The 26,863-nt window shown below is 71.3% G+C and carries 28 protein-coding genes and 3 tRNA genes; 13 read left to right on the top strand and 18 right to left on the bottom strand.

All coding sequences use genetic code 11. The features are described from left to right. The first annotated feature begins 122 nt into the window (after nt 1-122). The 3 genes from ACN269_RS20780 to ACN269_RS20770 all read left to right on the top strand — a co-directional run bounded on the left by ACN269_RS20780 (nt 123) and on the right by ACN269_RS20770 (nt 473). Nucleotides 123-195, top strand: a tRNA-Glu gene (locus tag ACN269_RS20780). 31 nt (nt 196-226) lie between these two features. Next, nucleotides 227-300 (top strand) — tRNA-Asp (locus ACN269_RS20775). A 99-nt stretch (nt 301-399) separates the two neighbouring features. Next, a tRNA-Phe gene (locus ACN269_RS20770) sits at nt 400-473 on the top strand. A gap of 149 nt (nt 474-622) precedes the next feature. Here ACN269_RS20770 and ACN269_RS20765 read toward each other — a convergent pair. Continuing rightward, the gene (locus ACN269_RS20765; RefSeq protein ID WP_421470828.1) at nt 623-1,747 is read right to left on the bottom strand and encodes an IS30 family transposase; all 1,125 of its coding nucleotides are present in this window, start codon (nt 1,745-1,747) and stop codon (nt 623-625) included. A 120-nt stretch (nt 1,748-1,867) separates the two neighbouring features. Beyond that, entirely contained in the window at nt 1,868-2,866 is a 999-nt protein-coding gene (locus ACN269_RS20760; protein ID WP_421473976.1) for a hypothetical protein, read from the bottom strand. Between the two features lie 201 nt (nt 2,867-3,067). Here ACN269_RS20760 and ACN269_RS20755 point away from each other — a divergent pair, with 201 nt between their 5' ends. Then, complete coding sequence (locus ACN269_RS20755; protein ID WP_421473975.1) at nt 3,068-3,589, top strand: SRPBCC family protein; 522 nt, start codon at nt 3,068-3,070, stop codon at nt 3,587-3,589. Nucleotides 3,590-3,609: 20 nt separating this feature from the next. Here ACN269_RS20755 and ACN269_RS20750 read toward each other — a convergent pair whose 3' ends face one another. After that, nucleotides 3,610-4,314: a DUF2786 domain-containing protein gene (locus ACN269_RS20750; RefSeq protein WP_421473974.1), complete on the bottom strand. Its 705-nt coding sequence runs from the start codon at nt 4,312-4,314 to the stop codon at nt 3,610-3,612. 128 nt (nt 4,315-4,442) lie between these two features. Between ACN269_RS20750 and ACN269_RS20745 the strand changes: the two genes are divergently transcribed. Continuing rightward, entirely contained in the window at nt 4,443-4,892 is a 450-nt protein-coding gene (locus tag ACN269_RS20745; RefSeq protein WP_421473973.1) for a hypothetical protein, read from the top strand. A 41-nt stretch (nt 4,893-4,933) separates the two neighbouring features. On the opposite strand, the gene ACN269_RS20740 is transcribed toward ACN269_RS20745, so the two are convergent. Further along, entirely contained in the window at nt 4,934-5,323 is a 390-nt protein-coding gene (locus tag ACN269_RS20740; protein WP_421473972.1) for a hypothetical protein, read from the bottom strand. A 155-nt stretch (nt 5,324-5,478) separates the two neighbouring features. Between ACN269_RS20740 and ACN269_RS20735 the strand changes: the two genes are divergently transcribed. Then, nucleotides 5,479-6,822 carry an ABC transporter substrate-binding protein gene (locus ACN269_RS20735; RefSeq protein WP_421473971.1) on the top strand — a complete coding sequence of 448 codons (1,344 nt, stop codon included), beginning with the start codon at nt 5,479-5,481 and terminating at the stop codon, nt 6,820-6,822. 66 nt (nt 6,823-6,888) lie between these two features. Here the strand turns inward: ACN269_RS20735 and ACN269_RS20730 are convergent, their stop codons facing one another. Together ACN269_RS20730 and ACN269_RS20725 are read right to left on the bottom strand one after the other, a co-directional pair. Continuing rightward, entirely contained in the window at nt 6,889-7,632 is a 744-nt protein-coding gene (locus ACN269_RS20730; RefSeq protein WP_421473970.1) for an enoyl-CoA hydratase/isomerase family protein, read from the bottom strand. Next, entirely contained in the window at nt 7,629-8,486 is an 858-nt protein-coding gene (locus tag ACN269_RS20725) for a 3-hydroxyacyl-CoA dehydrogenase family protein (protein ID WP_421473969.1), read from the bottom strand. The genes ACN269_RS20730 and ACN269_RS20725 overlap by 4 nt, the downstream gene beginning before the upstream one ends. 160 nt (nt 8,487-8,646) lie before the next feature. On the opposite strand from ACN269_RS20725, the gene ACN269_RS20720 reads away from it, so the two are divergent. Beyond that, nucleotides 8,647-8,937, top strand: a complete 291-nt coding sequence (locus tag ACN269_RS20720) for a hypothetical protein (RefSeq protein WP_355048402.1) — start codon at nt 8,647-8,649, stop codon at nt 8,935-8,937. Between the two features lie 45 nt (nt 8,938-8,982). Here ACN269_RS20720 and ACN269_RS20715 read toward each other — a convergent pair whose 3' ends face one another. Continuing rightward, nucleotides 8,983-9,762, bottom strand: a complete 780-nt coding sequence (locus tag ACN269_RS20715) for a class I SAM-dependent methyltransferase (RefSeq protein ID WP_421473968.1) — start codon at nt 9,760-9,762, stop codon at nt 8,983-8,985. 53 nt (nt 9,763-9,815) lie between these two features. On the opposite strand from ACN269_RS20715, the gene ACN269_RS20710 reads away from it, so the two are divergent. Further along, the gene (locus ACN269_RS20710; RefSeq protein ID WP_421473967.1) at nt 9,816-10,211 is read left to right on the top strand and encodes a PPOX class F420-dependent oxidoreductase; all 396 of its coding nucleotides are present in this window, start codon (nt 9,816-9,818) and stop codon (nt 10,209-10,211) included. Between the two features lie 67 nt (nt 10,212-10,278). Here the strand turns inward: ACN269_RS20710 and ACN269_RS20705 are convergent, their stop codons facing one another. Beyond that, nucleotides 10,279-10,488 (bottom strand): BldC family transcriptional regulator, encoded by a 210-nt coding sequence (locus ACN269_RS20705; RefSeq protein ID WP_007073996.1) that lies wholly within the window; start codon nt 10,486-10,488, stop codon nt 10,279-10,281. Between the two features lie 251 nt (nt 10,489-10,739). Further along, complete coding sequence (locus ACN269_RS20700) at nt 10,740-11,579, bottom strand: hypothetical protein (RefSeq protein WP_421473966.1); 840 nt, start codon at nt 11,577-11,579, stop codon at nt 10,740-10,742. Between the two features lie 195 nt (nt 11,580-11,774). Between ACN269_RS20700 and ACN269_RS20695 the strand changes: the two genes are divergently transcribed. Then, complete coding sequence (locus tag ACN269_RS20695; RefSeq protein WP_421473965.1) at nt 11,775-12,857, top strand: Glu/Leu/Phe/Val family dehydrogenase; 1,083 nt, start codon at nt 11,775-11,777, stop codon at nt 12,855-12,857. Nucleotides 12,858-13,159: 302 nt separating this feature from the next. Then, the gene (locus ACN269_RS20690; protein WP_007454329.1) at nt 13,160-13,375 is read left to right on the top strand and encodes a DUF3073 domain-containing protein; all 216 of its coding nucleotides are present in this window, start codon (nt 13,160-13,162) and stop codon (nt 13,373-13,375) included. 142 nt (nt 13,376-13,517) lie between these two features. Here the strand turns inward: ACN269_RS20690 and amcA are convergent, their stop codons facing one another. The 5 genes from amcA to ACN269_RS20665 form a co-directional block, all read right to left on the bottom strand. Then, nucleotides 13,518-13,754, bottom strand: coding sequence for a multiple cyclophane-containing RiPP AmcA (gene amcA / locus ACN269_RS20685; RefSeq protein ID WP_421473964.1), 237 nt, complete (start codon nt 13,752-13,754; stop codon nt 13,518-13,520). Next, on the bottom strand, nt 13,723-14,826 hold the full coding sequence (gene amcB, locus ACN269_RS20680; protein ID WP_421476462.1) for a cyclophane-forming radical SAM peptide maturase AmcB: 1,104 nt from the start codon (nt 14,824-14,826) through the stop codon (nt 13,723-13,725). The genes amcA and amcB overlap by 32 nt, the downstream gene beginning before the upstream one ends. 126 nt (nt 14,827-14,952) lie before the next feature. Further along, nucleotides 14,953-16,107, bottom strand: coding sequence for a phosphoribosylformylglycinamidine cyclo-ligase (gene purM, locus ACN269_RS20675; protein WP_355048408.1), 1,155 nt, complete (start codon nt 16,105-16,107; stop codon nt 14,953-14,955). 62 nt (nt 16,108-16,169) lie between these two features. Continuing rightward, nucleotides 16,170-17,708 (bottom strand): amidophosphoribosyltransferase, encoded by a 1,539-nt coding sequence (gene purF, locus ACN269_RS20670; RefSeq protein WP_355048409.1) that lies wholly within the window; start codon nt 17,706-17,708, stop codon nt 16,170-16,172. A gap of 168 nt (nt 17,709-17,876) precedes the next feature. Further along, nucleotides 17,877-18,230, bottom strand: a complete 354-nt coding sequence (locus tag ACN269_RS20665) for a sterol carrier family protein (protein ID WP_421473963.1) — start codon at nt 18,228-18,230, stop codon at nt 17,877-17,879. 160 nt (nt 18,231-18,390) lie between these two features. Between ACN269_RS20665 and ACN269_RS20660 the strand changes: the two genes are divergently transcribed. Beyond that, a complete protein-coding gene (locus tag ACN269_RS20660; RefSeq protein ID WP_421473962.1) occupies nt 18,391-20,418 on the top strand; it encodes a hypothetical protein in 2,028 nt (675 codons plus the stop codon). A gap of 299 nt (nt 20,419-20,717) precedes the next feature. Here ACN269_RS20660 and ACN269_RS20655 read toward each other — a convergent pair whose 3' ends face one another. Genes ACN269_RS20655 through purS form a run of 4 tightly spaced genes read right to left on the bottom strand, consistent with a single transcriptional unit; the run spans nt 20,718 to nt 25,185 of the window. Beyond that, on the bottom strand, nt 20,718-21,473 hold the full coding sequence (locus tag ACN269_RS20655; RefSeq protein WP_421476461.1) for a 2-phosphosulfolactate phosphatase: 756 nt from the start codon (nt 21,471-21,473) through the stop codon (nt 20,718-20,720). A gap of 4 nt (nt 21,474-21,477) precedes the next feature. Beyond that, nucleotides 21,478-24,186 (bottom strand): phosphoribosylformylglycinamidine synthase subunit PurL, encoded by a 2,709-nt coding sequence (gene purL / locus ACN269_RS20650; protein WP_421473961.1) that lies wholly within the window; start codon nt 24,184-24,186, stop codon nt 21,478-21,480. A 55-nt stretch (nt 24,187-24,241) separates the two neighbouring features. Further along, nucleotides 24,242-24,925, bottom strand: a complete 684-nt coding sequence (gene purQ, locus ACN269_RS20645) for a phosphoribosylformylglycinamidine synthase subunit PurQ (protein ID WP_421473960.1) — start codon at nt 24,923-24,925, stop codon at nt 24,242-24,244. Then, nucleotides 24,922-25,185 carry a phosphoribosylformylglycinamidine synthase subunit PurS gene (gene purS / locus ACN269_RS20640; protein WP_007454310.1) on the bottom strand — a complete coding sequence of 88 codons (264 nt, stop codon included), beginning with the start codon at nt 25,183-25,185 and terminating at the stop codon, nt 24,922-24,924. Before purS ends, purQ begins: the two co-directional genes overlap by 4 nt. A 357-nt stretch (nt 25,186-25,542) precedes the next feature. Here purS and ACN269_RS20635 point away from each other — a divergent pair, with 357 nt between their 5' ends. Next, nucleotides 25,543-26,226, top strand: a complete 684-nt coding sequence (locus ACN269_RS20635) for a S1 family peptidase (protein WP_421473959.1) — start codon at nt 25,543-25,545, stop codon at nt 26,224-26,226. Nucleotides 26,227-26,249: 23 nt separating this feature from the next. Then, on the top strand, nt 26,250-26,813 hold the full coding sequence (locus tag ACN269_RS20630) for a YbjQ family protein (protein WP_421473958.1): 564 nt from the start codon (nt 26,250-26,252) through the stop codon (nt 26,811-26,813). Nucleotides 26,814-26,863: the final 50 nt, after the last annotated feature.

Here is a 26,863-nt window from a genome sequence, read left to right as displayed (position 1 = left end):
ACGACCCCGGCCATACCGGTTTTGTCGACCGGCCAGGCATCACGTATGCTTTCCAAGCCTCCGGCGGGGCCGGATGGGAGCAAGTCCGCTTGAAGTTGCGAGTGTGCAATGATGGCGGGGCCGCCCTCATCGTCTAGCGGCCCAGGACGCCGCCCTTTCAAGGCGGTAGCACGGGTTCGAATCCCGTTGGGGGCACGACCGGCGCAAGCCGGAGCAACACAAGCTAGGTCCTGTGGAGCAGTTGGAGTGCTCGCCGCCCTGTCAAGGCGGAGGTCGCGGGTTCAAGTCCCGTCAGGACCGCAGCGCTGACGCCGCGCATCGCGCGGCGTTCTGCGTATCGGAGCGTGTGATCCTGTGAGCAGTTCGATCTGCTGACGGGTAGCATGAGCCGAGCAACACGGCCAGGTAGCTCAGTTGGTACGAGCGTCCGACTGAAAATCGGAAGGTCGGCGGTTCGACCCCGCCCCTGGCCACATAGCCTTTCGCCGGGCTACAGAGGTCCCCACCAGCGAATACGCAGGTGGGGATCTTGCTTTTGTGCCCTGAGCGCCCTACCGAACGACCCGCCTACCCCTTGATCGACTCGCTTTCGGCGAAGTCGGGGTATCGCAGCGAGGCGGTTTCAAGTGGTGGTTGCAACCAGGTGTTTGTGGAGTACCTCGGCTGGATTCTGCCAGTCGAGGGTTTGGCGTGGTCGTCCGTTGAGTTCTCGGGCCACGGCGTCGAGGTCGTCCTGGGTCCAGGTGCGAAAGTCGGTGCTGGAGCGGGGGAAGTACTGGCGCAGGAGACCGTTGGTGTTCTCGTTGCTGCCGCGTTGCCATGGGCTGTGGGGGTCGCAGAAGTAGACCTTGCAGTCGGTGGCCAGGGTGAACACCGGGTGGTAGATCATCTCGATGCCCTGGTCCCAGGTCAGGGTCTTGCGCAGCTCGGCCGGCAGCCGGCGCATGAGACCGGTGAGGGTGTCGATGACCTGTTCACTGACCCGCGATTCGGGCAGAGCGCCAAGCATCACGTATCGGGTGGCCCGCTCGACCAAGGTGATGATCGCGCTGGAGCCTCGGGCGCCGATGACCAGGTCACCTTCCCAGTGCCCGGGCACGGCCCGGTCTTCGACCTCGGCCGGGCGGGTTGAGATGTGGAAGTCACGCACCCACGGGCGTCCCCGCAGCGCGCCGGCCTGGCGCGACTGGGGCCGTCGGCCAGCGCGTCCCGAGCGCAGCGCGACTTGCCGGGCGAGTTCCTGGCGCATTCCACCTCGGGCCTGGAAGTAGATCGCTTGGTAGATCGTCTCGTGTGACACCCACATCTCCGGCCTGTCGGGGAACTCCCGCCGCAGCGACCGAGCGATCTGCTGCGGCGAGTGCCGCTGACACAGACGATCCTTGACCGTCTGCCACAACGGCGGCCACGCCCGCCCCCACCTCGGACGCAACTTGCCCTCACGAGGACGCCGCGCCCGCGCATCCGCCTTGTCCTGAGCGTTGCGGTGAGAGTACTTCCACCGGTACGCCCCACCCCATCCCTTCGGATAGCCCACCCCGGCCACATAACCCGGGTCAGGCCCGAACGGATGCCGCTGACCCGCCGGCACCCGACCCCCGGTGCCACAGTGATTCCGCGACAACTCCCGCCAAACCGTCGAGCGATGCCGCCCAATCACCTCCGCGATCTGCGGGAACGTCAACCCCTGACCGAACAACACCTCAATCTGCGCCCGCTCCGCGGACGACAACCTCTGCCCCGGCATGACCCCTCATCCTGACGAGAATCCACCCCGTTGCAACAACCACTTGAGCCCAAGCGACCGGGATACCGCGATATCGCCGAAGTCGAGTCGATCAACCGGGTCGGGCGCGCTGGGCGGTGGTCACTGGTCCCCGCGGCCCTGTTGACGGTGCTGGGCGATCCCACCCTGGATCGCCTCCCACACGCTGCGTCCGGCCTGCCGGATGCTCTCGCCCGCCTGCTCGGCGAGCTGCGCCGCGCTCTGGGCCGCCGCCTGCGCCCCGCCCGCGACACCGCCGCCACCTTGCCCACCACCGTGCTGCTGACCACCACCTGGCTGCTGACCACCACCGCTCTGCGGACCACCACCGCTCTGCGGACCACCGCCCCGCTGCTCGCTCGGGCCGCCGTCGGGCCGACCGCCCCCGCCTCGACTCGTCGGGCCGCCACTGCCCGGCGCCCCGGTCGGGCCACCAGCCGGACGGTCTGCGCCCGGGCCGCCACCAGTCGGACCAGCGCCGGGGCCACCACCGCCAGGGCCACCACCGGCCGGGCCACCGCCGGTCGGACCCCTGTCACCCTTCCCGCTTGCGGGAGGCCCGGACGGGCCAGGAACGGAGGTGGGCGCGGGCGGACCGGCCGGTTTCGCCGGGCGGGCTGGTCGTCCCGGCGACTCGTCGGCGGGCACACCCCTTCGCCCGGCCGGTTCGTCGCGTAAGCCGGCATGTTCTGCCCGGGCGGTGATCTCGGTGGTGCTGGCCGCCAACTGCTCGCTACTGCGGTTCACGTCGTCGAGCGCGCCGCCGCCTGCCCGGGAGAGAGATTCGATGATCTGCGGGTTGTTGTCGATGGTGTCGAGCGCGCGGCCCAGGAGGGTCACCAACTGCTCCAGTCGTACCCGTAGCTGCGCCTCGGCGTGCACCCCGTCGATGTCCAGTTCGACGCCGTGCAGGTGGACCCGTACGCCCGCGTCGAGTTGAAGCAGGTTGGCCAGCCGGGCGCGCAGCGAGAGGTCGGCGTCCAGCCCGTCCACGGCCAGCCGGATCGAGTCGACCGAGACCTTGGGTATGTCGAGGAGGACGTCCGGATCTCCGGCATCGGCGTCCCGCTCCGGCCGTCGCTGCTGCGCGTTCTCGCTCATGCTCTCCCGCTCCGCCCCGCCCGTGCGTGTCCAGCGCCGCGACACTGGCCGCTCCCGGCCGACCCGGTCGTCCGGGCCGTCCGGCGCGGGTACCCGCTTTCCGGCGGGCCATCCCGTCCGTGACGACTCGGCAACCCACTGTCTGGAAAAGGGGCCGGGCGAAGCTGCACACCCGGGCATCAGCCGGTATGGTCCGGGCCTATGGGACAGGGGATGGCTGATCCGGCCGACATTCGGCAGGACCTGGAGCGCTTCTCCTTACGGTGCAGTCTCCTCGTCCCCGGCTCCGCCGAACGGGCGTTCGCGGTGTTCACCGACGAGCTGACCGAGTGGTGGGTCACCGAGTACACCTGGTCAGGTCCGGAAGCTCTCGCCGAGCTGGGCATGGAACCGCGGGCCGGTGGCATGCTCTACGAGATCGGCCCGTACGGCTTCCGCGCCGACTGGGGCCGGGTGCTCACCTGGGATCCGCCTCGACGGCTGGTCTTCGCCTGGCAGCTCGGCCCGGACCGGGTGCCGGTGCCGGATCCGGCGAAGGCGAGCGAGGTCGAGGTGCTGTTCCTGCCCGACGGACCCGAACGGACCAGGGTCGAGCTGGAGCACCGGCACTTCGACCGGCACGGCGAGGCAGCCGAGGGCTACCGCACGGCGCTCACGGCGGGCTGGCACGAGTTGCTGACCCGCTATCTCGCGACCGTGTCGCGCAGCCCGCGCGCCGCCTGAGCCCTGCTGCCGGGCCGGAGTCAGTGGCCGAGTTGTCGACCGACCCGGCCGGTGTCGAGATTCCGGCCGCCCAGGTGGGCGCGGCTGCCCGCCTCGGCACCGGAGCCGAAGCCGGTGCCGCCGAGGCGACGAGCCGGAGCGGTACGCAGTCGCGGGTACTCCTCGGTGAGCCGTCGCTGCACCCGGTCGGAGCGGTCCGCCAGCACCAACGCCATCGACGGGGCGCCTGACTCGCTGGCCGCCACCGACTCGGCCGCCCAGAGCCGCCCCCCGATCACCTCCGCGAAGCCGGCGAGCCAGGACCGCCGGAAGGCGGCCGGATGGTCGTCCGCCGGCACCGGCGTGGCCGCCAGGCCGTGCGCGGCCTGCACGAGCAGCGAGGTGAAGAGCAGGTCCACGCGTTCGAGGTCGCTGGCGAAGCCGAACAGGTGGGCGACGAACCCGTTGCCCTGTCTGCGTCGCACACAGCGGCAGCGCAGCGGCTCGGCGACCGCCGCGAGCAGGCCGACCTTGTCCCGGGCGTACGGGGCGACGATGTCGAGCACGCGGTCGCCGACCGGGTCGGTGGTCGGGTCACGGACCGCGAGCAGCGCCCTGTCGACGCCGTAGCGGGCGATCAGCTCGGTCGCCTTGGCGGTGAACGCCGCCGACTCGGCGGGCGTGCAGGCCGGATCCTCGGCCTGGGCGAGCAGCTTGCGCACCTTGCTGAGCATGGCCTCGGACATGTCCCAGAGCTATCACACCCGACCGACGATCCCGGACCACACCACAGTTGATCGATCAGTATCATCGTCACGGTCCGCTCGTCCGTCCAGTACGGACAGTCAATCAACTGTTTCCGGAGGCCGACTGCATGTCATCCCCGACCGCTCGCCTGCTCGCCGTCGCCACGGCTGCCGCGCTGCTCGCCACCGGCGCAACCGCCCAGGCCGCCAGGGCCACCCCGAGCGCCGACCCCACCGATGTCAGCTCGGGGCCGAACCTCTTCGCGCCGCTCGCCACCTGCTACGGCGGCGCGGTCCGCTCGTTCTTCCAGACCGGCGGGTACGGCGGCCAGGCCGGCCCGTACCGCACCACGACCCGCTGCCGTGACATCAACGTCCGCAACACCAGCGCGTACGCCACCGAAGCCTGCGTGATCTTCATCGACAAGACCAGCAAGTGCAACTACTGGACCTACCTGCCGGCCAACTCCGGCTGGACCGTCGTCGCGACGAACGTCCGGGACGGGGTCAACTTCCGGGTCCGCTTCGAGAACCTTCGCTACGAGTACGAGCCGCTGGTCGCGTACCACGCCTTCTGAAACGGCCCGGATGGGCGCGGCACCGCCGACGAGGGCCGCGCTCATCCGGCGCGGCTGCGCAAGGTAGCGATCGTCGAACCGGCGAGCGTGAGCAGGCAGTCGGAGAGCAGCCCGTCGGCCGCCGCGGCGCCGAACAGGGCCTCCCCGGTCGGTACGTCCCGGTTGGCGTAGGCGCTCACGAAGCGTGCCACCCAGCGGGTGTCGTAGTCCGCCTGCTCGATGCCCGGGAACTCCAGCGCGCATCCGGTGCCCGGTGGCGCGTCACCGACCATCGTCGCGGCCAGGCACCAGGCGACCCCGTACGCCCCGGACAGGCCGGCCCGGTCGACGACGGCGTCGAACCTACCTGTCACGGCGTCGGAGTCCCCGGCCAGCGCCGATCGGAGCACGGCGGTCGCGTCGTCGAACGTCTGCTGTGGTAGGTCCGTCACGCAGCGCACAGTAGGACGGGGGGTCAAGCCACCGCATTTTCGTCACTGTGCGTGTCGAAGGTGAGCTCGCTACGCATTGCGCCGCCTCCACGGTCCCGCGACCGGCCCCGGCACGCTAATGTGCGCAACGGACCTTCGCCGGAGGAAGGACGACCATGCTCGTTTCACGCCGCTCGCGGGTAGCCACACTGGCTGCCTGCGCGACGATCCTGCTCGCCACAAGCGCTTGCGGGGATGACAAGGCCCAGGAGGGGAGCGCCCAACAGGTGCGCCTCTACGGCACGGACGGCAACATGCTCAACTCCTACCCAGCGGAGTTGAAGGAACGTGCCGACCTCGTCGACGGAATGAAGGGGACCACGCCACTCACCCCGCTGCCCGACGACTTCAAGGGCCGGCTACGGTCCGTCAATCCGGCGCTGACGGACTACCTCTACTCGGCCGAGACGTACGACGCGGTGGTCATCGGTGTGCTCGCCGCCCAACTGGCCGGCAGCACCGACCCGGCGGCGATCGCCAAGCAGATCGTCGGCGTGACCAACAACGGTCAGCGCTGCGAGGACCCGGCCAGCTGCCTCGCGCTGGCCCGGGCCGGGCAGGACATCGAGTACCGCAGCGTCTCGCTGACCCGCGCCGGCTTCACCGACAAGGGCGAACCGGCCACCGCGAGCTACGCCACGCTGACCTTCGACGGCCAGCAGCTCAACGACGGCAAGACCGAGTTCGTCGGTGCGGGCTCCGAGTCGGCCGCGAGCACGAAGACCCCGCCGAAGGGCAAGAAGCCACGCGCCGGTGACGCCGCCGACCAGAAGCCGCTGATCGTGGGCGGTCTGCTGCCGAAGACCGGCGACCTGGCGATCGCGTACCCGCCGATGGCGGCCGGCGCGGCACTGGCCATCCGGGAGATCAACGCCGCTGGCGGCGCGCTGGGCAAGCCGGTCACGTGGAAGGACGGCGACGACGGCACCAGCCCGGCGGTGGCCAAGGCGACCGTCGCCAAGCACGTGGCCGACGGGGTCAGCATCATCATCGGCGCGGGCGCCTCCGGCATCTCCCGGGAGGTGCTGCCGGACGTGGTGAAGGCCGGCAAGATCCTCTTTTCGCCGTCGAACACCGACGCCGGTCTGACCGACGTCGAGGACAAGGGCCTCTACTTCCGTACCGCCCCACCGGACAGCCTCCAGGGCCGGGCGCTGGCCGACGTGGTCCTCCGCGACGGATCGCAGAAGATCGTCATCGTCGCCCGTAAGGACTCCTACGGTGAGGGCCTCCAGGCCACAGTCCGGGACGAGTTGGAGAAGGCCGGCATCCCCGGTGACCGACTCAAGCTGCTCACGTACGACCCGCCGGCCGACGCCAAGGCCGCCCCGGTGGACTTCTCCGGCGGCGCGAAGGAGATCAAGGAGTTCGGTGCGGACGCCGTCCTGATCATCGGCTTCGGTGAGTCGGCCCAGGTGATCCGGGCGCTCGCCGACACCGGGGTGCAGTTCCGGCACTGAGCACCACCCGCGGACCGCGACGGCCGCACCGGCTCGACAGCCGGTGCGGCCGTTTCCGTTGCCGCGTCAGCGGGCCCGGCGGCGCTCCAGGAACTCGGTCATGCGGCGGTGCTTCTCCTCGTCCTCGAAGAGCACCGCCTGACTCACCAGGTCGAGCTGCGGGTGCGCGGCGGCGGGCGCGTCGACGGCCAGTTTGGTGAGCCGCAACGCCAGGGGCGAGGCCTGGGCCATCTCGTCCAGCAGCCCGTGCGCCGTCGTCAGCAGCTCGCCGGGTTCGTCCACCACCCGGTTCACCAGACCGATCCGCAGGGCCTCCGCCGCGTCCACCCGACGGCCGGTGAACAGCAGTTCCTTGGCCCGACCTTCGCCGACGAGGGCGGGCAGTCGGTGGGTCGCGCCAGCACCGGCCAGGATGCCCAACCGCACCTCCGGCTGACCGAACACCGCCCGGGCCGTGCACACCCGCAGATCGCAGGCGTACGCCAGTTCCGCACCGCCGCCCAGCGCCGGCCCGTCCACTGCGGCCACACTGGGCATGGGCAGTGCCCTGATCCGCGCGAAGGCCGCCGAGTTGATCGCGGCCAGGGCGTCCGTACGGCCCCGCTCGCGGAGCTGGCCGATGTCGGCGCCACCGGCGAAGATGCCCTCCGCGCCACCGGTCAGGAGCAGCAGCCGGGGACGGGCCTCCAACTCGGCGCAGACCTCGTGCAGCTCGGCGATCAGGTCGGCGTCGATGGCGTTGCGCTTCTCCGGTCGGGCCAGCGTCACCACGAGCCGGTCCGACCGCTCCTCGATCCGCAGACCACTCACTGCTTGACGCCACCTTCCCAGCGGTAGAAGCCGTGCCCGGACTTCTTGCCCAGCCGGCCGGCCGCCACCATCTCCACGAGCAGCTCCGGTGGCGCGAAGCGGTCGCCGTACGCGGCCTGGAGGGTACGGGCGATGTCGAGGCGCACGTCGAGGCCGACCAGGTCGGTGAGTTCCAGCGGTCCGATGGGGTGCCGGTAGCCGAGCACCATCGCCTTGTCGATGTCGGCCGGGCTGGCCACCTCGTCGGCGACCATCCGGATCGCCTCCAGCCCGAGGGTGACCCCGAGGCGGGAGGTCGCGAAGCCGGGCATGTCGCGTACCACGACGGGGTCCTTGCCCAACCGGCCGGCGAGCGCGACGGCCGCGGCGGTGGTCTCCTGGGCGGTGGCCGGGCCGACCACGATCTCCAGCAGCGTCATCGCCCAGACGGGGTTGAAGAAGTGCAGGCCGAGGAAGCGTTCCGGGGCGGCCAGCCCGGCGGCCAGCTCGCCGATGGCGATGCTTGACGTGTTGCTGCCGAGCAGGGCCGGCTCCAGGGCAGCGGCGTCGCGCAGCACCGCCCGCTTCAGGTCCAGCCGCTCCGGCACCGCCTCCACGACCACCTGCGGCGCGGCGGCGACCTCGGCGAGACTCGGCCGCAGGATCACCCGCTCCCGGTTGGCGGCGGCCTGGTCGGCGGTCAGCTTGCCGCGCTGCACCGCGCGCTCCCACAGGTCGGCGAGCCGGGTCAGCGCGGTCGCGCCCCGGTCCGCATCCACCTCGACCAGCTCGACGGCGTGGCCGGCGCCGGCCGCCACGTACGCGATGCCGAGCCCCATCGTGCCCGCACCGACGACCACGAAACGATCGTTCATCACGCCTCTCTGTCCGCCCTGGCGACGCGCGGGGTCTCCGCCACGCCCGCCACGCTCACTCATGGTGCGACCCTAGACAGCGCCCGAGCCGGCCCATGCGTGGGGGAGCGCGGGATCGGGTACGTACGGCCCGTCAACCCAAGGGAAGGACCGCATCGAGATGAGCCAGGCACCGGAGAGCGTCACCACCGACTCCGAGACCGTGGAGACCCGGGGCGACGAGCGGGTCGACCTGCTGCGCGCCGACACCAACAACGACGGCAAGACCGACGTGTGGGTGGTGGACACCGACGGCGACGGCAAGGCCGACCTGTTCCAGTTCGACACCGATGGTGACGGCAAGGTGGACATCACCATGGTCGACATCGACGAGGACGGCACCCCCGACGAGGTCGTCGACGGCGACGGCGGCCTTCCGCCCGAGCCGCTGCCCCCAACCGTCCAGGTCTGAGCCGTACGACGGCTCCTGCACCCGATACGGCGCAGGAGCCGTCGCTCAGCCGGCGAGCCGCAGGGTGGCCAGGTAGTAGGGGGCGTCCCGGTCGTCCACATCGGTCAACCGCCACCCGCTGCCGTGCACCAGCTCGGCGAACTCGTCCGGCGAGCAGACCAGGTAGTCGAACCATTGGGTGCCCAGTTCCCGGTAGCGCAGCCGGAGCCGGAGCTGACCACCGAGCCTCCCCCGGCGTCGGTTGCGCTCGTGGTAGCCGGTGTGCAGCGGGTCGCGGGTGCCGTACGGGTTGGTGCCGTGCGCGATGATCTGCGCACCCGGTCGGGCCAGCGCGGCGAGCGCGGCGAGGAACACCGGAGCCCGCTCGCGCCCCTCGAACAGCCCGAGATTGTTGCCGAGCAGCAGGAACGTGTCGTAGCGCCGGCCGTCGGCGACGTGCGAGTCCACGGTTCCGTGCACCAGCCGTCGTACGCCACGCCGCCGGCTCACGTCCAGCGCGCCCGCCGACGTGTCGAGGCCGGTGACGGGTACGCCGCGCTCCTGGAGCAGCAGCGCGATCCGGCCGGCGCCGGTGCCGACGTCCAGCGTCTCGCCCCGGGCCCGGTCGACGGCCCGGTGGTCGTACGGCTGCCAGTCTGCCGGCCCGTCGAGGTAGTGCGCCGCCGGAGCGCCGTTGATCAGACCGTCGTCCCGTTCGATGATCTCGATGACCGGCCGGGGCAGTCGGCCGCCGACCATCGGCCGGGGGCCGACCCCGGTCGCCACGGCGAGCGCGTCCCGCAGCAGTTCACCGACCACGTCACCGTTAAGTGGTTCCCCCGTCACGACGTTCACGCTATCTGGCCGCTCAGTGGCCCGCGGCGGCCTATCCTGGCGGCGTGACCACGCTGGACCGGCTGTCGGCTGAGAAGTACATCCTGCTCACGACCTTCCGCAGGGACGGCCGGGCGGTGCCGACCCCGGTCTGGGCGGTCCGCGACGGGGAGGCGTTGGCGGTGTGGACGCGCGCCGACTCGGGAAAGGTCAAGCGGATCCGCCACAACGGCGAGGTGACCGTGGCGCCGTGCGACGTGCGGGGCCGGCCGCACGGTGCGGAGGTGCCCGCTCACGCGACCCTCTACGCTGGCCGCGACACGGGCCGGGTCCGTGACCTACTCAAGCACAAGTACCGGGTGATCGGTCGGTTGAGCCTGCTGGGCAGCCGGTTGCGGCACGGCGAGGGTGGCACGGTCGGCATCCGGGTGACGTTGACCGGTCCCGACGACGCGGACTGACGAGGGCAGGCATGAAAACGGGCGGTGGATCGAGATCCACCGCCCGTTTCCGGAAACCTCTATCGGGTCAGTCGCCCTGCCGCTGCTGCGGGATCTGGCCCTGTAGTAGCGCCCTGACCTCCGACTCGCGGTATCGACGGTGGCCACCCAGGGTGCGGATGGCGCTGAGCTTGCCCGCCTTCGCCCACCGGGTCACCGTCTTCGGGTCGACACGGAACATCGACGCCACCTCGGCCGGTGTGAGCAGCGGCTCTGGTTCGTGCGTTCGCGATGCCATCGGTCACTCCTCCACATGTATAGACATCGGCCGGGGTCCCGCCGGCCGACGCGTCTCCCATGGTCCGGCTAGTCCCCGATGTCCGACATGGGCCGAACGGATGAAGGTCCCTAGACGGACGGATGAACCATGCCCGATTTTTACGACTTTTACACGGCAGAAAGTACCTTATTCGGACTCATGATCACGGTTCGTGATGCGTCAACTACGAGACACCCTCGCTTTGGGAGCGCTCCTAAGGGCGATTTGCCTTAGTTGCACCGCTCCAGGAGCTGCACCGCGCGCCAGCGGGCCACCAACTTGTCGTACGCGGCCGACGCCTCGTCCGCCTCACCCCGCGACAGCCCCGCGAGGCCGCCGGCAACCAACTCCGGCGAGTCGTCGGCGGCGAGAGTCTCGTCGGAGAGCAGGTCAACGAGGCCGCCATAGTCCAGCTCCACCATCGAGCCCGGGTGGAACTCCTCCAGCCAGCGCGCCGCCTCCTGGACCGCCTCGGTGATCGGCGCCTCGCCCACCGACTTACGCAGCACGGACAACGCCCGGGACGAGCGACGACGGGCCTTGGAGATCTCCGTCCGGTAGCGCAGCGCCCGCCGGCCCGGTTGGGTGACGAGGTCCCGCTCCGTCGGGTCGAAGAGCACGAACCACCGCAGGGGTACGCCCCAGGTGGCGATCTGCTCGTGCACCCGGGGCACCCCGTGCTCCAGCACCCGCGCGCCGCTGCGCCAGTCGTCGACGACCGCCCGGGCCTGCCCGGCGAGCACCGGCGGCACGAAGGCGTCGGCAAGCACCGCGGGCACCCCGTCCCGGGCGTTGAGCGCCGCCTCAGCGACCCGGATGCGCAGGTTCCAGGGGCAGACCAGCAGGCTGTCGTCCGTCTCCAGGACGTACGCCTCCTCGGGCAGGTCGGGTAGGCGGGTCCAGCCCGCGCCCAGCGCCTCGATCACCGCCGTCCGCTGACGGCCGGGCCCCTCGACCGGGGCGACCGCCCGTCCCTCCGAGACGTAGCGACGCCAGTAACTCTGCCGGTCCCGGTCGAAGGCGGTCAGCGGCTCGTACACGCGCAGGTAAGAAGCGAAGAGCGACGGCACCGCGCGATCCTCCCACGAACCGCATCCGCGCGCGGCCAGCGGCCGGACCGCGTCGCCCCGCACCGTGGGACGGCGGCGGCGCGTCGGGCGGTCGCGCGGCGGCCGATACTAGGCTCGATCACACCGGCAGCATCCCCGCCGGGGTCCACCAGGTCCGCGTCCCACAAGGAACGCACACCATCGTAGGAGCCAGTCATGGGCGTATTCGCGAGCACCGACGACCCGGTATCGACCGGTCACGAACAGGTCGTCTTCTGCCAGGACAAGCAGAGCGGCCTCAAGGCGATCATCGGGATCTACTCCACCGCGCTGGGGCCCGCGCTCGGCGGCACCCGCTTCTACCCGTACGCCAGCGAGGAAGCCGCCCTCGCCGACGTGCTCGACCTGTCCCGTGGGATGGCGTACAAGAACGCGCTCGCCGGCCTGGACCTGGGCGGCGGCAAGGCCGTCATCTGGGGCGATCCGGAGCAGATCAAGAGCGAGGCGCTGCTGCGCGCGTACGGCCGCTTCGTGGAGTCCCTGGCGGGCCGCTACTACACCGCCTGCGACGTCGGCACCTACGTGCCCGACATGGACATCATCGCCCGCGAGACCCGCTACGTGACCGGCCGCAGCGTGGAGCACGGCGGTGCCGGCGACTCGTCGATCCTCACCGCCTGGGGAGTGTTCCAGGGGATGCGCGCGGCCGCCGAGCACGTCTGGGGCACGCCGAGCCTGCACGGCCGCCGGGTCGGCGTGGCGGGCCTGGGCAAGGTGGGCAAGTACCTGACCGGGCACCTGCTGGACGACGGCGCCGAGGTGGTCGCCACGGACGTCAACCCGAAGGCGCTGGCCTGGGTACGCGCCAACCACCCGCAGGTCACCCTGGTGGACGACGCCAGCGCGCTGGTCGCGGCGGACATCGACGTGTACGCCCCGTGCGCGCTGGGCGGCGCGCTGAACGACGACACCGTTCCGGCTCTGCGCGCCAAGGTGGTGACCGGTGCGGCGAACAACCAGCTCGCGCACCCGGGGATCGAGAAGCTGCTGGCCGACCGGGGCATCCTCTACACGCCGGACTACGTGGTCAACGCCGGCGGCGTGATCCAGGTGGCCGACGAGATCGAGGGCTTCAACTTCGACCGGGCGAAGCTGCGGGCCACCCGGATCTACGACACCACCCGGGAGATCCTGCGCCTGGCGGACGCCGAGGGCGTGCCGCCCGCGGTCGCCGCGGACCGGCTGGCCGAGCGGCGGATGGCCGAGGTCGGTCGGCTGCGCTCGATCCACCTGCGCTGAGACACCCCGGAGGCGGATCGACCGGGATCCGCCTCCGGGCCTTGCGTACCGGCTCGACTCGGTAAGCTGAGGCCCGGGTCACGTTTGGTGTGTTTTGCCCGGTGTCACGGGTGCTCTCCGTTCCGCTCCTTACCAGGTACACTGGGTGACGGCCGGATCGCCGCGACGCGCAGAGCCGGCTGACGGTAACCCGAGGTGCCGAACGATGGCATCCCCATGTACCGTAAGAGCCACGAGAGATGCCTGACGTCATCGGGGCCCGCCTTCGGGCTGCCCCGCATTCTGTGCGAGGGGGTCGAGCCATGGGGCGCGGCCGTGCTAAGGCCAAGCAGACGAAGGTGGCCCGGGAGTTGAAGTACCACTCCCCGAACACCGACCTCACCGCCTTGCAGCGCGAACTGGCGGGTGCTGGTAAGTCTGAGCACCACTTCGACGACGACTCGAAAGAGTTCGTCGACGACGATGATGAGAATCACGCGGACGACGACCCGGATCCCTGGGTACGTCCGACCCGCTGACCTCTCGACGTAGCTGAGCACGCGGTAACCCCCGCGTGCTCACGCATGTGTCCTTCGGGAGCGAGATCGGTGCCGATCATCAGGGGCCTGCCCTGGCCGGGGACCACTCCGACCGCCCGACAGGCCCCTGATCACGGCCGCCCTAGCGCGGCCGGTTGTTCCAGTTGTAGAAGGTCGGGATGTTCTCGAAGTGGTTCCAGGCGCAGACCGCGCTGACGCCGTCTCCGCCCGGCACCTCTGCCCGCAGCCGCCGTGCGTCGGCGGCCTCCTGCAACAGCGCGACGAGCCCGGGGGCGGCCTCCCGCACGCGTTCGGCGACGTCGTCCGGGGCATCGTCCGCTTCGCGCTCAGGCCGCCGGTGACTGGTTTTCTCGGGCATGCTCCAACACTCCCTCCAATAGGCGGATCTTGCTGTTGCGGCAGTGCTCCGTCTCCGTACCGTCAAAACGCCCCAGCTCGAAGTAACGGTTGGCGGCGTGGCCGCCACCACAGAAGCCGAAGTACGGGCACGACGCCCGGCACGCTTCCACCCCGGTCAGGAACTCGCCGACCCACGGGGTCGACGCGGCACCGGCCAGGATCCGGGCCAGCGGGGTGGTCAGCACGTTCCCACTGCTGAAGTCGTCGTAGTGCGGGTCGGTGAAGCCGGCCAACTCCGGGGAGAGCACCGTCACCGAGCCGTCGTGCCCGATGGTCGGTATCGGATCCAGCCGGCGGGGCAGCACACCGTCCGCCGTGCCGTCGAGCACGGCCGCCGCGTACCGCAGCGACCACTCGACCTCACGCAGGTGGATCCGGGGCGCCCGCCGCCAGGCCGTCACCAGCTCGGCCCAGAATGTGGTCACCGCCGCCGGGTCGTGACTGTTGTCGCGCGTGTTGACGCCTTCGGTCTCCTCGATGTTGATGCCCAGCACGTCGCAGCCCAGGTCGAGGAAGTAGTCGTACAGCTCCGCGGCGAGGCCCGGCACCGGCCGGGACACCACGGCCAGCGCCGAGAAGGGCAGGTCGTGCCGGCGCAGCGCCGCCACGCCGCGCAGGATCCGGTCGTACGCCGGCTGACCGCCACGGTTGACCCGGTCGCCGTTGCGCTCGCGCGGCCCGTCCACGCTCACGCTCACCCGCATCTCGTGCCGGGCGAAGAACTCGCACCACTCGTCGTCGATCAACGTGGCGTTCGTCTGTACGTGGTGTTCGACCTCGGGCCCGAAGGGGGCGATCAGGGCGGCCAGGTGCTCCCGACCGGCCGCCAGCGGCTCACCGCCGTGCCACACGACGGAGAAGCGCCCGGAGACCGCCCACGGGTTGACCGCCGCCGCCACCGCCTCGGCAACCGGCACCGACATCCGCCGGTCGGCGGCCCGGAACGGCAGGTAGCAGTACGCGCAGTCGAGGTTGCACAGGGTGGTGGGCTGCATGACGACGTACGACGGGACGGCGGCCAACCCGCGCATCCCGCTGAACGTCGGTTCCCCAGCAGCCATCACCCTCCTCCGCCCAGCCCGAGCCTTTCAGGCTAGGCGGAGCCGGCCACTCGGGTGAAGCCCTGATCAGGTACCCGTACGGTCACCGGAGCGTGATCACCCGCGGGTGTGCTGGCCCACCATCTGCACGTTGCCGGTGCCCTCGATGATCTCGCCCGCCTGCCAGGCCTCGACCCCACGGCCGGTCAGCGTCGCCAGAGCACGATCGGCGTCCTCGGCCGAGACGATCGCGAACATGCCGACGCCCATGTTGAACGTCGACTCCATGTCCTGGTCGTCGATCCGGCCCTTCGACTGGATCAGGTCGAAGATCGGCTGCGGCTTCCAGGTGGACCGGTTGACCACCGCGTCGACGTGCTCGGGAAGGACCCGCACCAGGTTGCCCGGGATGCCGCCGCCGGTGATGTGCGACAGCGCCCGCACCTCGGCCTCCTCGATCAGCTTGAGGCAGTCCTTGGCGTAGATCTTGGTGGGGGTCAGCAGCTCCTCACCGAGGGTCCGCTGCCGGCCGAAGTCGTCGATCACGATGTCCAGCCGCATCCGGGCGGCGCCGAGCAGCACGTGCCGGACCAGTGAGTAGCCGTTGGAGTGCAGGCCGGAGGAGCGCATGGCGATGACCACGTCACCCACCTCGACGCGCTCCGGGCTGAGGATGTCGGCCTCCTCGACCACACCGACGCCGGTCGCGGAGATGTCGTACTCGTCCGGGCGCAGCACACCGGGGTGCTCGGCGGTCTCCCCGCCCAGCAGCGCGCAGCCCGCGTACCGGCAGCCGTCGGCGATGCCCGCGCCGATCTCGGCCACCTTGTCCGGAACGACCTCGCCGGTGGCGATGTAGTCGAGCAGGAACAGCGGCTCGGCGCCGCAGGCCACCAGGTCGTCGACGACCATCGCGACCAGGTCGATGCCGACCGTGTCGTGGATGTCCATCTGCTGGGCGATGACCAGCTTGGTGCCCACACCATCGGTCGAGGACGCCAGGATCGGGTTCTTGTACTTCTTCGTGTCCAGCCGGAACAGGCCGGCGAAGCCGCCGAGGTCACCCAGCACCTCGGGGCGCCGGGTCTCACGCACCTTCGACTTCAGCAGCTCGACCGCGCGGTCGCCCGCGTCGATGGAGACCCCGGCGTCGGCGTACGAGACGGAGCGCTTGCCCCGCTGGCGGCCGGCACCGCCCGTCCACGGCTGGTGGTCGCTGCCAGCGCCGTTCGGGCTGCTTCCTGCGCCGCTGCGCTCGGACACGTGCGTCACGGTTCTCCCCTTTTGTGGTTCTCGGTGCCGCGCCGGCGGTGGCCGGGCCGCGCCGGTTGGTGCTACGGGCGGTTTGCGGTCACGCCACCCGGAGTGGCGACGAGCGAGCCGAAGCTCTCCGGAGCCTCCGGCGTCGCGTTCGCGACCCGGCGGCCCATCCCTTCGAGCACGTGCTTGCCGATCAGGTTGCCAGCCGGCAGCTCGATCGGGTACTCCCCATCGAAACACGCCCGACACAGCCGGGTCTTCGGCTGCTCGGTCGCGGCGATCAGGCCGGGAAGCGACACGTAACCCAGCGTGTCGGCGCCGATGGAACGTCGGATGCCGTCGTTGTCCAACCCGTTGGCCAGCAGCTCCGCCCGGGTGGCGAAGTCGATGCCGTAGAAGCACGGCCAGCTGACCGGCGGGGAGGAGATCCGGACGTGCACCTCGAGCGCTCCCGCCTCGCGCAACATCCGGACGATGGCCCGCTGCGTGTTGCCGCGCACGATCGAGTCGTCCACGACCACCAGCCGCTTGCCACGCACGTTCTGCCGCAGCGGGTTGAGCTTGAGTCGGATGCCGAGCTGACGCAGGGTCTGCGACGGCTGGATGAACGTCCGCCCCACGTACGGGTTCTTCATGAGGCCGGCGCCGTAGGTGATGCCGGACGCCTCGGCGTACCCGATCGCGGCCGGGGTGCCGGACTCGGGCACCGGAATGACCAGGTCAGCCTCGACCGGGTGCTCCTTGGCCAGCTGGCGGCCGATCTGCACCCGGGCCGCGTGCACGTTGCGCCCGGCGATGGTCGCGTCGGGGCGGGCGATGTAGACGTACTCGAAGAGGCAGCCCTTCGGCTCGGGCGCGGCGAAGCGGGTGGACCGCAGACCCTCCTCGTCGATCGCGATCAGCTCGCCGGGCTCGATCTCGCGCACCACGCTCGCGCCGACGATGTCGAGTGCGGCGGTCTCGCTCGCGACCACCCAGCCCCGCTCCAACCGGCCGAGCACCAGCGGGCGTACGCCGTGCGGGTCGCGGGCCGCGTACAGCGTCGACTCGTCCATGAAGACGAAGCTGAACGCTCCGCGTAGCTGCGGCAGCACCTCCAGCGCGGCGGCCTCGACCGACAGGTCGGGGCGGCTGGCCAGCAGCATGGTCACCAGTGAGGTGTCGTTGGTCGAGCCGTCCGCGACGAGGCCGCGCTCGGCGACCTCCTTCTCCAACTCGGCGGTGTTGACCAGGTTGCCGTTGTGGGCCAGCGCGATGGTCGTGCCGGAATCGGTCGACCGGATGGTCGGCTGGGCGTTCTCCCAGTTGGACGCGCCGGTCGTGGAGTACCGGGCGTGCCCGATCGCCAGGTGGCCGCGCAGGCTGGCCAGCGTGGGCTCGTCGAAGACCTGGGCCACCAGGCCGAGATCCTTGTAGACCACCACGCCCGAGCCGTCGCTGACCGCGATGCCGGCGGCCTCCTGGCCGCGGTGCTGCAGGGCGTAGAGGCCGAAGTAGGTCAGATTCGCGACCTCTTCGCCGGGGGCCCACACGCCGAAGACGCCGCAGGCATCCTGGGGGCCAGGTCGTTGGGGGTCAAGGTCGTGGCTCAGCCGGCCGTCGCCTCGGGGCACTACCGCTCCCTCATGCTGGTCTGGACCGGCCTGGCGGGGATCACGGGGCGGATCCACACTTCTCGGCCGGGACCACTGTCGTCGCCTGACAGTGTACGCGAGTCAACGTCAATACAGATAGTCACGATTTCCCTGCCGAGAGTCACGATCACTCGGACATCCGGGCAGCTAGAGGGGCAGATACGCCGAGATGTCCGCCCGAATGCCGCTCACCTGCACACGACCATCGGTGACCGCGTCGACCCACCCGAGCCGGCCGGTGGCGAGTTCCAACCAGGTCTGCGGCGACATCTCGACCACGTTCGGCGGGTTTCCTCTGGTGTGTCGAGGACCGGGGACGCACTGGACCGCCCCGTATGGTGGAACGCGCACCTCCACCGATCGGCCGGGGGCGCGCTCCGTGAGGACGGCCAACAAGGACCGGACCGCCTCCCGGAGTACCGGCCGTTCGGGCGTACGCCCCTCGTCGAGCGCCGACAGAGCCGCCACGACGGCGGCGGACTTACTGTGCGGAGAGGACACGACGGGACGATACGACCCACAGGTGGAGCACCTGACGCTGGCCCTGGGTCGCGCCGATCCAGTGAGACAAGGCATAGTGGCCGACGGCGTATTCGTACCGTGATGATCCCCGGCCCGGCGCCCCGCCGGTCGAGGGACGTCAGCCCGGAAGGCGGTGGACGTGTCAACACACCGACGTGCCTGGAAGCAGCGGGCCGGTGTGGTCGCAGCGCTGGTTGCCGGCGCTCTGCTCGCCGTCCCCGCCACACCAGCAATGGCCGCAGAGGTCGACGTCTCCCCCGGCTCGGTCACCGTGAACGCCGGCAGCGATGCCACCATCACCGTGCGCGTCACTCCCGGTGACAACGACCGTCAGGCCAAGATCAGCCTCTCCGGCCTACCGTCCGGCGTCAGCTGCGCCAGCGGCTGCGGCGACGTGACCTTTCCCGGTCTGGGCAGCCCACAGGCCCGATCGGTGCTGGTCCGGATCGCGGCCAACGACAACGCCGGTGACGCGACCGCCACCGTGACGGTGGCTGTCGAAGCCGACTCGGGTCCGGACACCGCCACTGTTTCGCTGACCGTCAAGGGCAAGGCCGCATCGCCGCCCCCGCCGCAGCAGAACCAGACGGTGAAGTCGGTCTCGGGCAAGGTGGTCAAGAAGGCCGACGGCGAGCCCGTGCCGAACGCGTTCGTGGTCCTCCAGGACACGGGCGGTCACCGCTACGACGCCATGAGCGACGGCAGCGGCAACTTCAAGTTCAACGGCAGCAGTCAGAGCCCGATCACCCCCGGTCGGATCGACCTGGGTGCCTCCTCCGAGAACATCAAGGCGTTCAAGAGCTTCACCGCCAGCGCCGGGCAGTCCATCAGCGGACAGCGGATCATCCTGGAAGTCAAGGTCGAGGTGACGCCGAGCGCCACCCCGTCGCCCACCGCCGACGCCACCCCCACCGACGAGGCGACCGAGGAGGGTGCCGAGGAGCAGCCCTCCGAGGAGGCCAGCCCGGGCGCTCCGGCGAACGCCAGCAAGGAGGAGGACGACGGCGGCGGCTTCGGCTCGTACCTGATCATCCTGCTCGGCGGCCTGCTCGTCGCGGCCGGCGTCGGCACGATCGTCCTGCTGTGGATGAAGCGCCGCGAGAGCGGTGACGACGATGACGAGCCGGCGGCTGCTGGCGCGGGCGGTGCCGCTGGCGCGGTGCCGGCGGCCCGTGGGGCCTTCCACGGGGCCGACGACCAGACGCGGGTGGTGAACCGTCCCGGTGGCGGTCCCGACCCGACCATGGTCGGCGGCGCGGCGCTGAGCGAGGCACCGACCATGATGCACCGCCCGGTCGTCGACGACGTCCCGCCGGACCCGTACGGCGCGCCAGCGCAGCCCTACGGTGCGGCGGGCCAGCAAGGCTGGGGCGGAAACGGCTACGACGACGAGCCCGGCCAGGGCGGCTACGGCGGCTACGGCAACGCCCCCGCTTCGGGCGGCGGCTACGGCACCGGGGCAGCGCCGGACGGCGGCTACGGCGGTGGCGCGGACGGCTACGGTGCCGCACCCGGCTCCGGCGCGGGCTACGGCGGCGCCGCGGCCCCGGATGGCGGCTACGGTGGCGCGCCCTCCTCGGGCGGCGGCTACGGCAGCCGTGACTACACCGCGCCGGCCGGCGGCGGCTACCCGGCGGCTCCCGCCGGTGGAGCGGCCGGCGGCTACGGCGAGCGCTTCGACGAGCCGACCGGGCGGTACACCGGCGACAGCACCCAGTACCCGGCGCCGGCCGACCCGTACGCCACCGGCGTGTACCAGCCGGAGCAGGGCCAGGGCTACGGCCAGCCCGACCCGACCACCCCGTACGGCGGCGGTCGTGGGGCGGAGCCGACGGGTGGCTACGGCCAGCAGACCAACGCGTACGACCAGGGTGGCTACGGCCAGACCGGCGGCGGGTACGACCAGGGCGGCTACGGCCAGGAGCCCCCGCAGCACCGCGGCGGCTACGACGACCGGGGCTACGACCAGGGCGGCTACGGTCAGCAGCAGGGTGGCGGGTACGACCAGGGCGGCTACGGCCAGGAGCCCCCGCAACAACGCGGCGGCTACGACGAGCGGGGCTACGACCAGGGCGGCTACGGCCAGCAGCAGGGTGGCCGGGCCCGGCAGGATACTCCCCCGCCCACCGAGCGCGGCGGCCGCCGCCTCGACTGGCTGGACGACTGACCCACACCACCCCCAGCGCACGGCAAACGGCCGCCCGGAGAACCGGGCGGCCGTTCCGCTGCACCCCCACCCCCACTGCCACCCCCGCCCCGTCCCCATCCCACCCCCACCCCCACCCCACCCCCACCCCCACCCCCACCCCGTCGATCATGAAGTTATTGCGCCGACACGCCGAGTGCGTGGGCAATAACTTCATGATCACCGGGGTGGGTGGGTGGCGCGGGCGGCGGGTGGCGCGGGCGGCGGGTGGCGCGGGCGGCGGGTGGCGCGGGGGGGCACCGCGCGGGCGGGTGGCTGGGTCAGGCGGCGGAGAAGACGCCTTGGCGGAGGACCGGCACCACGTCGGACACGCCGACCTGGACGGCGATGTCGACGTCGGCCTCGAAACCGCCCTCGGTCAGCTCCCGGCCGGAGACGCTGCCGCGTACCGCGGCGGGTACGTCCGGAGTGCTGGCCAGCGCGGCGAGCGCCATGGCCGCCTCCACGGAGAGACCGCCCGGGACCCCGGACAGCGCGTCCAGCACGCTCGCCGCGCCGAGTTGATCCTCGACGCAGGGGCGCAGCGACCCGTCCGGCCACCGCTCTCCCGAGGCGATCACGCCGATCGGGGCGTCCGTCGTGCCGTACCCCTGGCGGCGCAGCCAACGCCCGACGGCGCGCGCGTTACGCAGGCACGCCGCCACCACCGGTAGCCCGGTGGCGCTGGCGGCGGCGCTGATGGCCGAGCCGTTCGGCGAGGGCAGCACCAGGTCCGCGACGGTCGGCGCGGCGCTCAGCGCGGCGGGTGAGAGTGACCACGGATGGGCGGCTGTCACCCGGCGACGGCCGACCGCCGCCACCGCGCCGACCCGCAGCGCGTACTCGGCGGCCTGCTCACCCCACGGGAAGGGGTGCACCCGCATGCCCCGGGCGACCGCCACCTCCACGGCGGTGGTGAACGAGAGCACGTCCACCACCACCAGCGCCGCGCAGACCCGGCCGAGTTCGGCCGCCCCGGTCAGGCCCCAGTCGAACCTGGCGCCTGACCCGGGCTGGCCGTAGACGGCCGCCGACAACGCCTCAGCGCTCGTCAGACGACGACTCGGTGGCACCGGAACCAGACTCGGACGGCTGCTCCGACCCGATCGGGTCGACAGCTCCGGTCTGCGGGGACGGGCCGGCCGAGGCGATCGGCTCGGAGAGCACCTCCGACGCGTCCACCGGCTCGGCCGGTTCGCCCGGCAGCGGCACGGCCTCGACCGCGCCCGCCACACCGGCGGCCGGGGCGGGCACCTCGGCGACGGCGGGCTCCACGGTCGCGGACGCCTCGACGGCGGCCGACGCCTCGGCTGCGGCGGTGCCGCCGAAGAGGCGCGGAAGCGTCTCGGTGTGCGCGGCGCGCAGCTCGTCCAGGCTGATCCGGAACTGCCCGTGCACCTCGAGCGCCCCGCCGGACGGGTCGGTGACACCGATCAGCTCGAACGGCACGCCCCGCTCGGCGCAGAGCGCCGCGAACGCCTTGTCGTGGCCACGCGGCACCGACACCAGCGCCCGCGTGGCGGACTCGCTGAACAGGTAGACGAAGGGCATCGAGCCCTCGGCGAACTGTTCCGGCACGGCGATCCGGGCACCGACGCCACGCCGCAGGCAGGACTCGACCAGGCTCTGGGCGAGACCACCGTCGGACAAGTCGTGAGCCGAGCTGAGGTGGCCCACCCGGGCGGCCTCGGCCAGCAGGTCGGCCAGCGCCTTCTCGCGCAGGAGGTCGACCTGCGGCGGGATGCCGCCGAGGTGCTCGTGCGTCACCCAGGCCCACTCCGAGCCGGACAGCTCCACGTTCGTCTCACCGAGCAGGTAGAGCTGGTCGTGGTCGCCGCCGGGACGCGGGACGAAGCCCATCGGCACCCGGTCGGCCACGTTGTCCAGCACGCCCAGCACACCGACCACCGGGGTCGGGTGGATGGGCGCCGCGCCGGTCTGGTTGTAGAAGCTGACGTTGCCACCGGTCACCGGGATACCCAGCTCCAGGCAGCCGTCCGCGAGGCCGCGCACGGCCTCGGCGAACTGCCACATCACGCCCGGGTCCTCCGGCGAGCCGAAGTTGAGACAGTTGGTCACGGCGATCGGCTTCGCGCCGGTCACCGCCACGTTCCGGTACGCCTCGGCCAGCGCCAGCTTGGTGCCGTTGTACGGGTCCAGTCGGGCGTACCGGCCGTTGCCGTCCACCGACAGCGCCACACCGAGACCGGTCTGCTCGTCGATCCGGATCACGCCGCCGTCCTCCGGCTGGGCGAGCACGGTGTTGCCCAGCACGTAGCGGTCGTACTGCTCGGTGACCCAGGTCTTGTCGGCCAGGTTCGGCGACGCGATCATGCGCAGCAGGGTCTTCCGCAGCGCGTCCGGGTCGGCCGGGCGGGGCAGCGTCTCGGCCCGGTCGGCCTGGAGCAGGATCAGGTCCGCCGGCTCGCGCATCGGCCGGGCGTAGACCGGGCCGTCGTCGACGAGCGAACCCGGCGGCACGTCCACGACCAGGTGGTCCCGCCAGGTGATCAGCAGGCGACCCGGGCGACCGTCCGGCTCCGGTGCGGTGACCTCGCCGATCGCGGTGGCGAGCACGCCCCACTTCTCACAGGTCTTGAGCACCGCGTCGAGCTTGTCCGGCTCGACGACCAGCAGCATCCGCTCCTGGGACTCACTGGCCAGGATCTCGTGCGGGTCCATCGAGGGCTCGCGCAGCGGGACCCGCTCCAGCCAGACCCGCATGCCGGTGCCGGCCGCGGCGGCGGTCTCGGTCAGCGCGCAGGTCAGCCCGGCACCGCCCAGATCCTGGATGCCGACGACGAGCTGGCCGTCGTACAGCTCCAGGCAGGCCTCGATCAGCAGCTTCTCGGTGAACGGGTCGCCGACCTGCACGGCCGGGCGGCGGGCCTCGCTGCCCTCGTCGAAGGTGGCGCTGGCCAGCACCGACACGCCGCCGATGCCGTCCCGGCCGGTCTTGGCGCCCATCAGCACCACGACGTTGCCGGGGCCGGCGGCGGCCTTGTTCTGCAGGCGGTCGACCGGCAGCACGCCCAGGCAGAGCGCGTTGAGCAGCGGGTTGCCCTGGTACGACGGGTCGAAGACCAGCTCACCGCCGATGTTGGGCAGGCCGAGGCAGTTGCCGTAGCCACCGACACCGGCGACCACGCCGGTCAGCACCCGGGCGGTGTCCGGGTGGTCCGCCGCGCCGAAGCGCAGCGGGTCCATGACCGCGACCGGGCGGGCGCCCATGGCCAGGATGTCCCGGACGATGCCGCCGACGCCGGTCGCCGCGCCCTGGTACGGCTCGACGAAGCTCGGGTGGTTGTGCGACTCGACCTTGAAGGTCACCGCCAGCTTGTCGGAGACCTGCACGACACCGGCGTTCTCACCGATGCCGGCGAGCAGGCGGTCGCTCTGCGGGGCCTTCTCACCGAACTGGCGCAGGTGCACCTTGCTCGACTTGTAGGAGCAGTGCTCGCTCCACATGATCGAGTACATGGCCAGCTCGGACTGGGTGGGTCGACGGCCGAGGATCTGCCGGATCCGGTCGTACTCGTCGTCGCGCAGGCCCAGCTCGGTGTACGGCTGCAGCTCGCCCGGGGTGCCACCGGCACGCGGCACGGTGTCCACGCCGTCGGTCCAGTCGGCGTTCGCCGGCTGCGCCGGAGCGGCCGCCGGGGCGGTGGGCTGCGCCGGCGGCTCGGTCGGCTGCGCCGGGGCGGAGTACGCCTCCGGAGTGTCCCGTACCGGGTCCGGATGGGTGGTCATGACCTCTCCTCGCTGCGCTCGTGCCCGCCAGTCCGGCGGTTGAGCTGACCGATGCTCACGCTGGGGTCCCCACCAGGTGCTTGAGGACCGAGGTGAAGAACCCGAGGCCGTCCAGCGAGGGGCCGGTGAGCGCCTCCACCGCGTGCTCCGGGTGCGGCATGATGCCGACCACGTTGCCGGCGGGGTTGGTGATCGCGGCGATGTCGCGCTGCGACCCGTTCGGGTTGCCGCCGACGTAGCGGGCGACGACCCGACCCTCGGCTTCGAGCTGGTCGAGCGTCGCGGTGTCGGCGACGTAGCAGCCCTCGCCGTTCTTGACCGGGATCAGCACCTCCTGGCCGGCCTGGAAGGCGTTGGTCCACGCGGTGCCGGCCGACTCGATGCGCAGCATCTGGTCCCGGTTGCGGAAGTGCAGGTGCTGGTTGCGGGTGAGCGCGCCCGGCAGCAGGTGCGCCTCGCAGAGGATCTGGAAGCCGTTGCAGATGCCGAGCACCGGCAGGCCGCCCTTGGCGGCGTCCACGATCGTCTCCATCACCGGGGCGAACCGGGCGATGGCCCCGCAGCGCAGGTAGTCGCCGTAGGAGAACCCGCCGGGCAGGACGACGGCGTCCACACCGTGCAGGCTCTCATCGCCGTGCCAGAGCCGGACCGGCTCGGCACCGGCGATCCGGACGGCGCGGGCCGCGTCCCCGTCATCGAGCGAGCCGGGGAACGTGACCACACCGACCCGGGCGGTCACGAGCGGGCGTCCGCGGTCTCGTCGGTCTCGACCAGGCGGACGGTGAAGTCCTCGATGACCGGGTTGGCGAGCAGTTTGTCGGCGATTTCCCGGGCGCGGTCCAGGTCCGGTTCACCGGTGAAGTCGATCTCGATCCGCCTGCCGATCCGGACTGAGGCGACGTCGCTGACGCCGAGCCGGGGCAGCGCGTTTGCGACGGCCTGGCCCTGCGGATCGAGGATCTCGGGCTTGAGCATGACGTCGACGACGACGCGAGGCACTGGGCACTCCTGACTGTGTACGCAGTTGGGTGCCTACCCACAACGGGCGAGCGCAGCCAGCGTACCTGGCAGATTCCGTCGCGGACGCACCGGCCGGGCGCAGTTCCGGCAGTGATCCACATAACCGGCGGCGAGTTCGCTCCGCCACGCGGGACAGGCCGTCCCAGCAGGGCATATACGGCGCAACGGGTGGCCGAATCGTTACATTGGTCAATCTCGATCACGTTCTTGAAAATGATCCTCGTCGGCCCTACAGTACATCGACATAGCTCGATGCAAGCGGCGGCGGGGACCTCCCGTCGTCGCCACCGGGCACCCGGCGACCCCGGGCCCCACCCCGCCCCAAGGAGTCCACTGATGCGCGTTCGTCCCCTGCTCGCCCTGATCAGCACGGCGCTGGTCGGTGCCCTCGGCGCCGCCTCCGGCGCGTCCGCCGCCCCGGCCGGCCCCCAACCCATCATCGGCGGCGGCACCGTCTCGTCCGCCCCCTGGGCCGCCGCCGTGCTGAGCAACGGCTCGTTCACCTGCTCGGGCAGCGTGATCGCCGCGCAGTGGGTGCTCACCGCCCGGCACTGCATCAGCGGCACGATGTCCGTCCGGGTAGGCAGCGTCTACCGCGCCTCGGGTGGGGTCACCCGCACCGTCAGCGCCACCTACACCCGTAACGACCTGGCCCTCATGCGCCTCTCCAGCACCGTCAGCACCTCGACGGTCTCCCTGGCGAGCAGCAACCCGCCGGTCGGCTCGACCAACTCCATCTACGGGTGGGGCATGACCTGCTACAGCGGCTGCTCCGCGTCCAGCCAGCTCAAGACCGCCACCGTCCAGGTGACCAGCACCAACGTCACCGACGCGTACGGCGGGCAGGCCATCCGCAGCACCCGCATCAACGGCAACGCCTGGCGGGGCGACTCGGGTGGCCCGCAGTTCTACAACGGCCAGCAGGTCGGCGTCGCCTCCACGGCCGACGGCTACACCATCCAGAACTACGGCAGCGTCGCGTACAACCGGGCCTGGATCACCTCGGTGGCCGGTGTCTGACGGTTAGCGCCCGTACGGCGCGGATGGTCGGCCCCGCGCCGGCCGTCCGCGCCGCGCCGTTTTGCAGCATCCGATCAGGTGAACACGGCACCCGATCGGGTCGCGCAACTCCTGACAGCATCGGAAACGTGCTGGTCGTGACGACAGAGCAACTGCCCGGCTACGAGATCCGCCAGATTCTCGGTGAGGTGGTGTCATCGATGGCCAGGACGCGCAACCCGTACCGCGAGGGGGTCAAGAACCTGCGCGGTGGCGCGTACGACCCGATGGCGCCGGACAACCTGACCCGGTGGCGGACCGACTCGGTGACCCGCCTCGGCGAGGAGGCCCTGCGGCTCGGCGCGAACGCCGTGATCGGCATGCGCTTCGACAGCCGGGACTGCGGCGAGATGTGGATGGAGATCTGCGCGTACGGCACGGCTGTCATCGCCGTACCCACGATGCCCGAGACCATGCCGGCCGACCAGCCGGCGGTGGCGGCGGAGACCGCCACCGACCCGGCCTTCGCCGAGTCCCTGGGCGGCATCGCCGAACCCGCGAGCGCCCCCACCCTGAGAACAGCCGCCGAAACCCCCACCGGCGAGTAGCACCCCTCCGCCACCCCGGTGATCAAGAGGTTTGCGTCACCAGGGAGATC

Origin of the sequence: Micromonospora sp. WMMD736 (assembly GCF_049179015.1) — a bacterium.
GTDB lineage: Bacteria > Actinomycetota > Actinomycetes > Mycobacteriales > Micromonosporaceae > Micromonospora.
The sequence above is the reverse complement of the archived record's forward strand: the minus strand, read 5'-3'. Positions and strand labels throughout refer to the sequence as shown.

Excerpts from the sequence above, each read along its gene's own strand:
- ACN269_RS20745 (WP_421473973.1), top strand. The coding sequence starts at position 4,443 with ATGTCATCCCCGACCGCTCGCCTGCTCGCCGTCGCCACGGCTGCCGCG.
- purL (WP_421473961.1), bottom strand. The coding sequence starts at position 24,186 with ATGACCACCCATCCGGACCCGGTACGGGACACTCCGGAGGCGTACTCC.
- ACN269_RS20690 (WP_007454329.1), top strand. The coding sequence starts at position 13,160 with ATGGGGCGCGGCCGTGCTAAGGCCAAGCAGACGAAGGTGGCCCGGGAG.
- ACN269_RS20735 (WP_421473971.1), top strand. The coding sequence starts at position 5,479 with ATGCTCGTTTCACGCCGCTCGCGGGTAGCCACACTGGCTGCCTGCGCG.
- ACN269_RS20695 (WP_421473965.1), top strand. The coding sequence starts at position 11,775 with ATGGGCGTATTCGCGAGCACCGACGACCCGGTATCGACCGGTCACGAA.
- ACN269_RS20750 (WP_421473974.1), bottom strand. The coding sequence starts at position 4,314 with ATGTCCGAGGCCATGCTCAGCAAGGTGCGCAAGCTGCTCGCCCAGGCC.
- ACN269_RS20705 (WP_007073996.1), bottom strand. The coding sequence starts at position 10,488 with ATGGCATCGCGAACGCACGAACCAGAGCCGCTGCTCACACCGGCCGAG.
- ACN269_RS20630 (WP_421473958.1), top strand. The coding sequence starts at position 26,250 with ATGGTCGGCCCCGCGCCGGCCGTCCGCGCCGCGCCGTTTTGCAGCATC.
- ACN269_RS20765 (WP_421470828.1), bottom strand. The coding sequence starts at position 1,747 with ATGCCGGGGCAGAGGTTGTCGTCCGCGGAGCGGGCGCAGATTGAGGTG.
- ACN269_RS20760 (WP_421473976.1), bottom strand. The coding sequence starts at position 2,866 with ATGAGCGAGAACGCGCAGCAGCGACGGCCGGAGCGGGACGCCGATGCC.
- ACN269_RS20725 (WP_421473969.1), bottom strand. The coding sequence starts at position 8,486 with ATGAACGATCGTTTCGTGGTCGTCGGTGCGGGCACGATGGGGCTCGGC.
- ACN269_RS20755 (WP_421473975.1), top strand. The coding sequence starts at position 3,068 with ATGGGACAGGGGATGGCTGATCCGGCCGACATTCGGCAGGACCTGGAG.
- ACN269_RS20720 (WP_355048402.1), top strand. The coding sequence starts at position 8,647 with ATGAGCCAGGCACCGGAGAGCGTCACCACCGACTCCGAGACCGTGGAG.
- ACN269_RS20635 (WP_421473959.1), top strand. The coding sequence starts at position 25,543 with ATGCGCGTTCGTCCCCTGCTCGCCCTGATCAGCACGGCGCTGGTCGGT.
- amcA (WP_421473964.1), bottom strand. The coding sequence starts at position 13,754 with ATGCCCGAGAAAACCAGTCACCGGCGGCCTGAGCGCGAAGCGGACGAT.
- amcB (WP_421476462.1), bottom strand. The coding sequence starts at position 14,826 with ATGCGCGGGTTGGCCGCCGTCCCGTCGTACGTCGTCATGCAGCCCACC.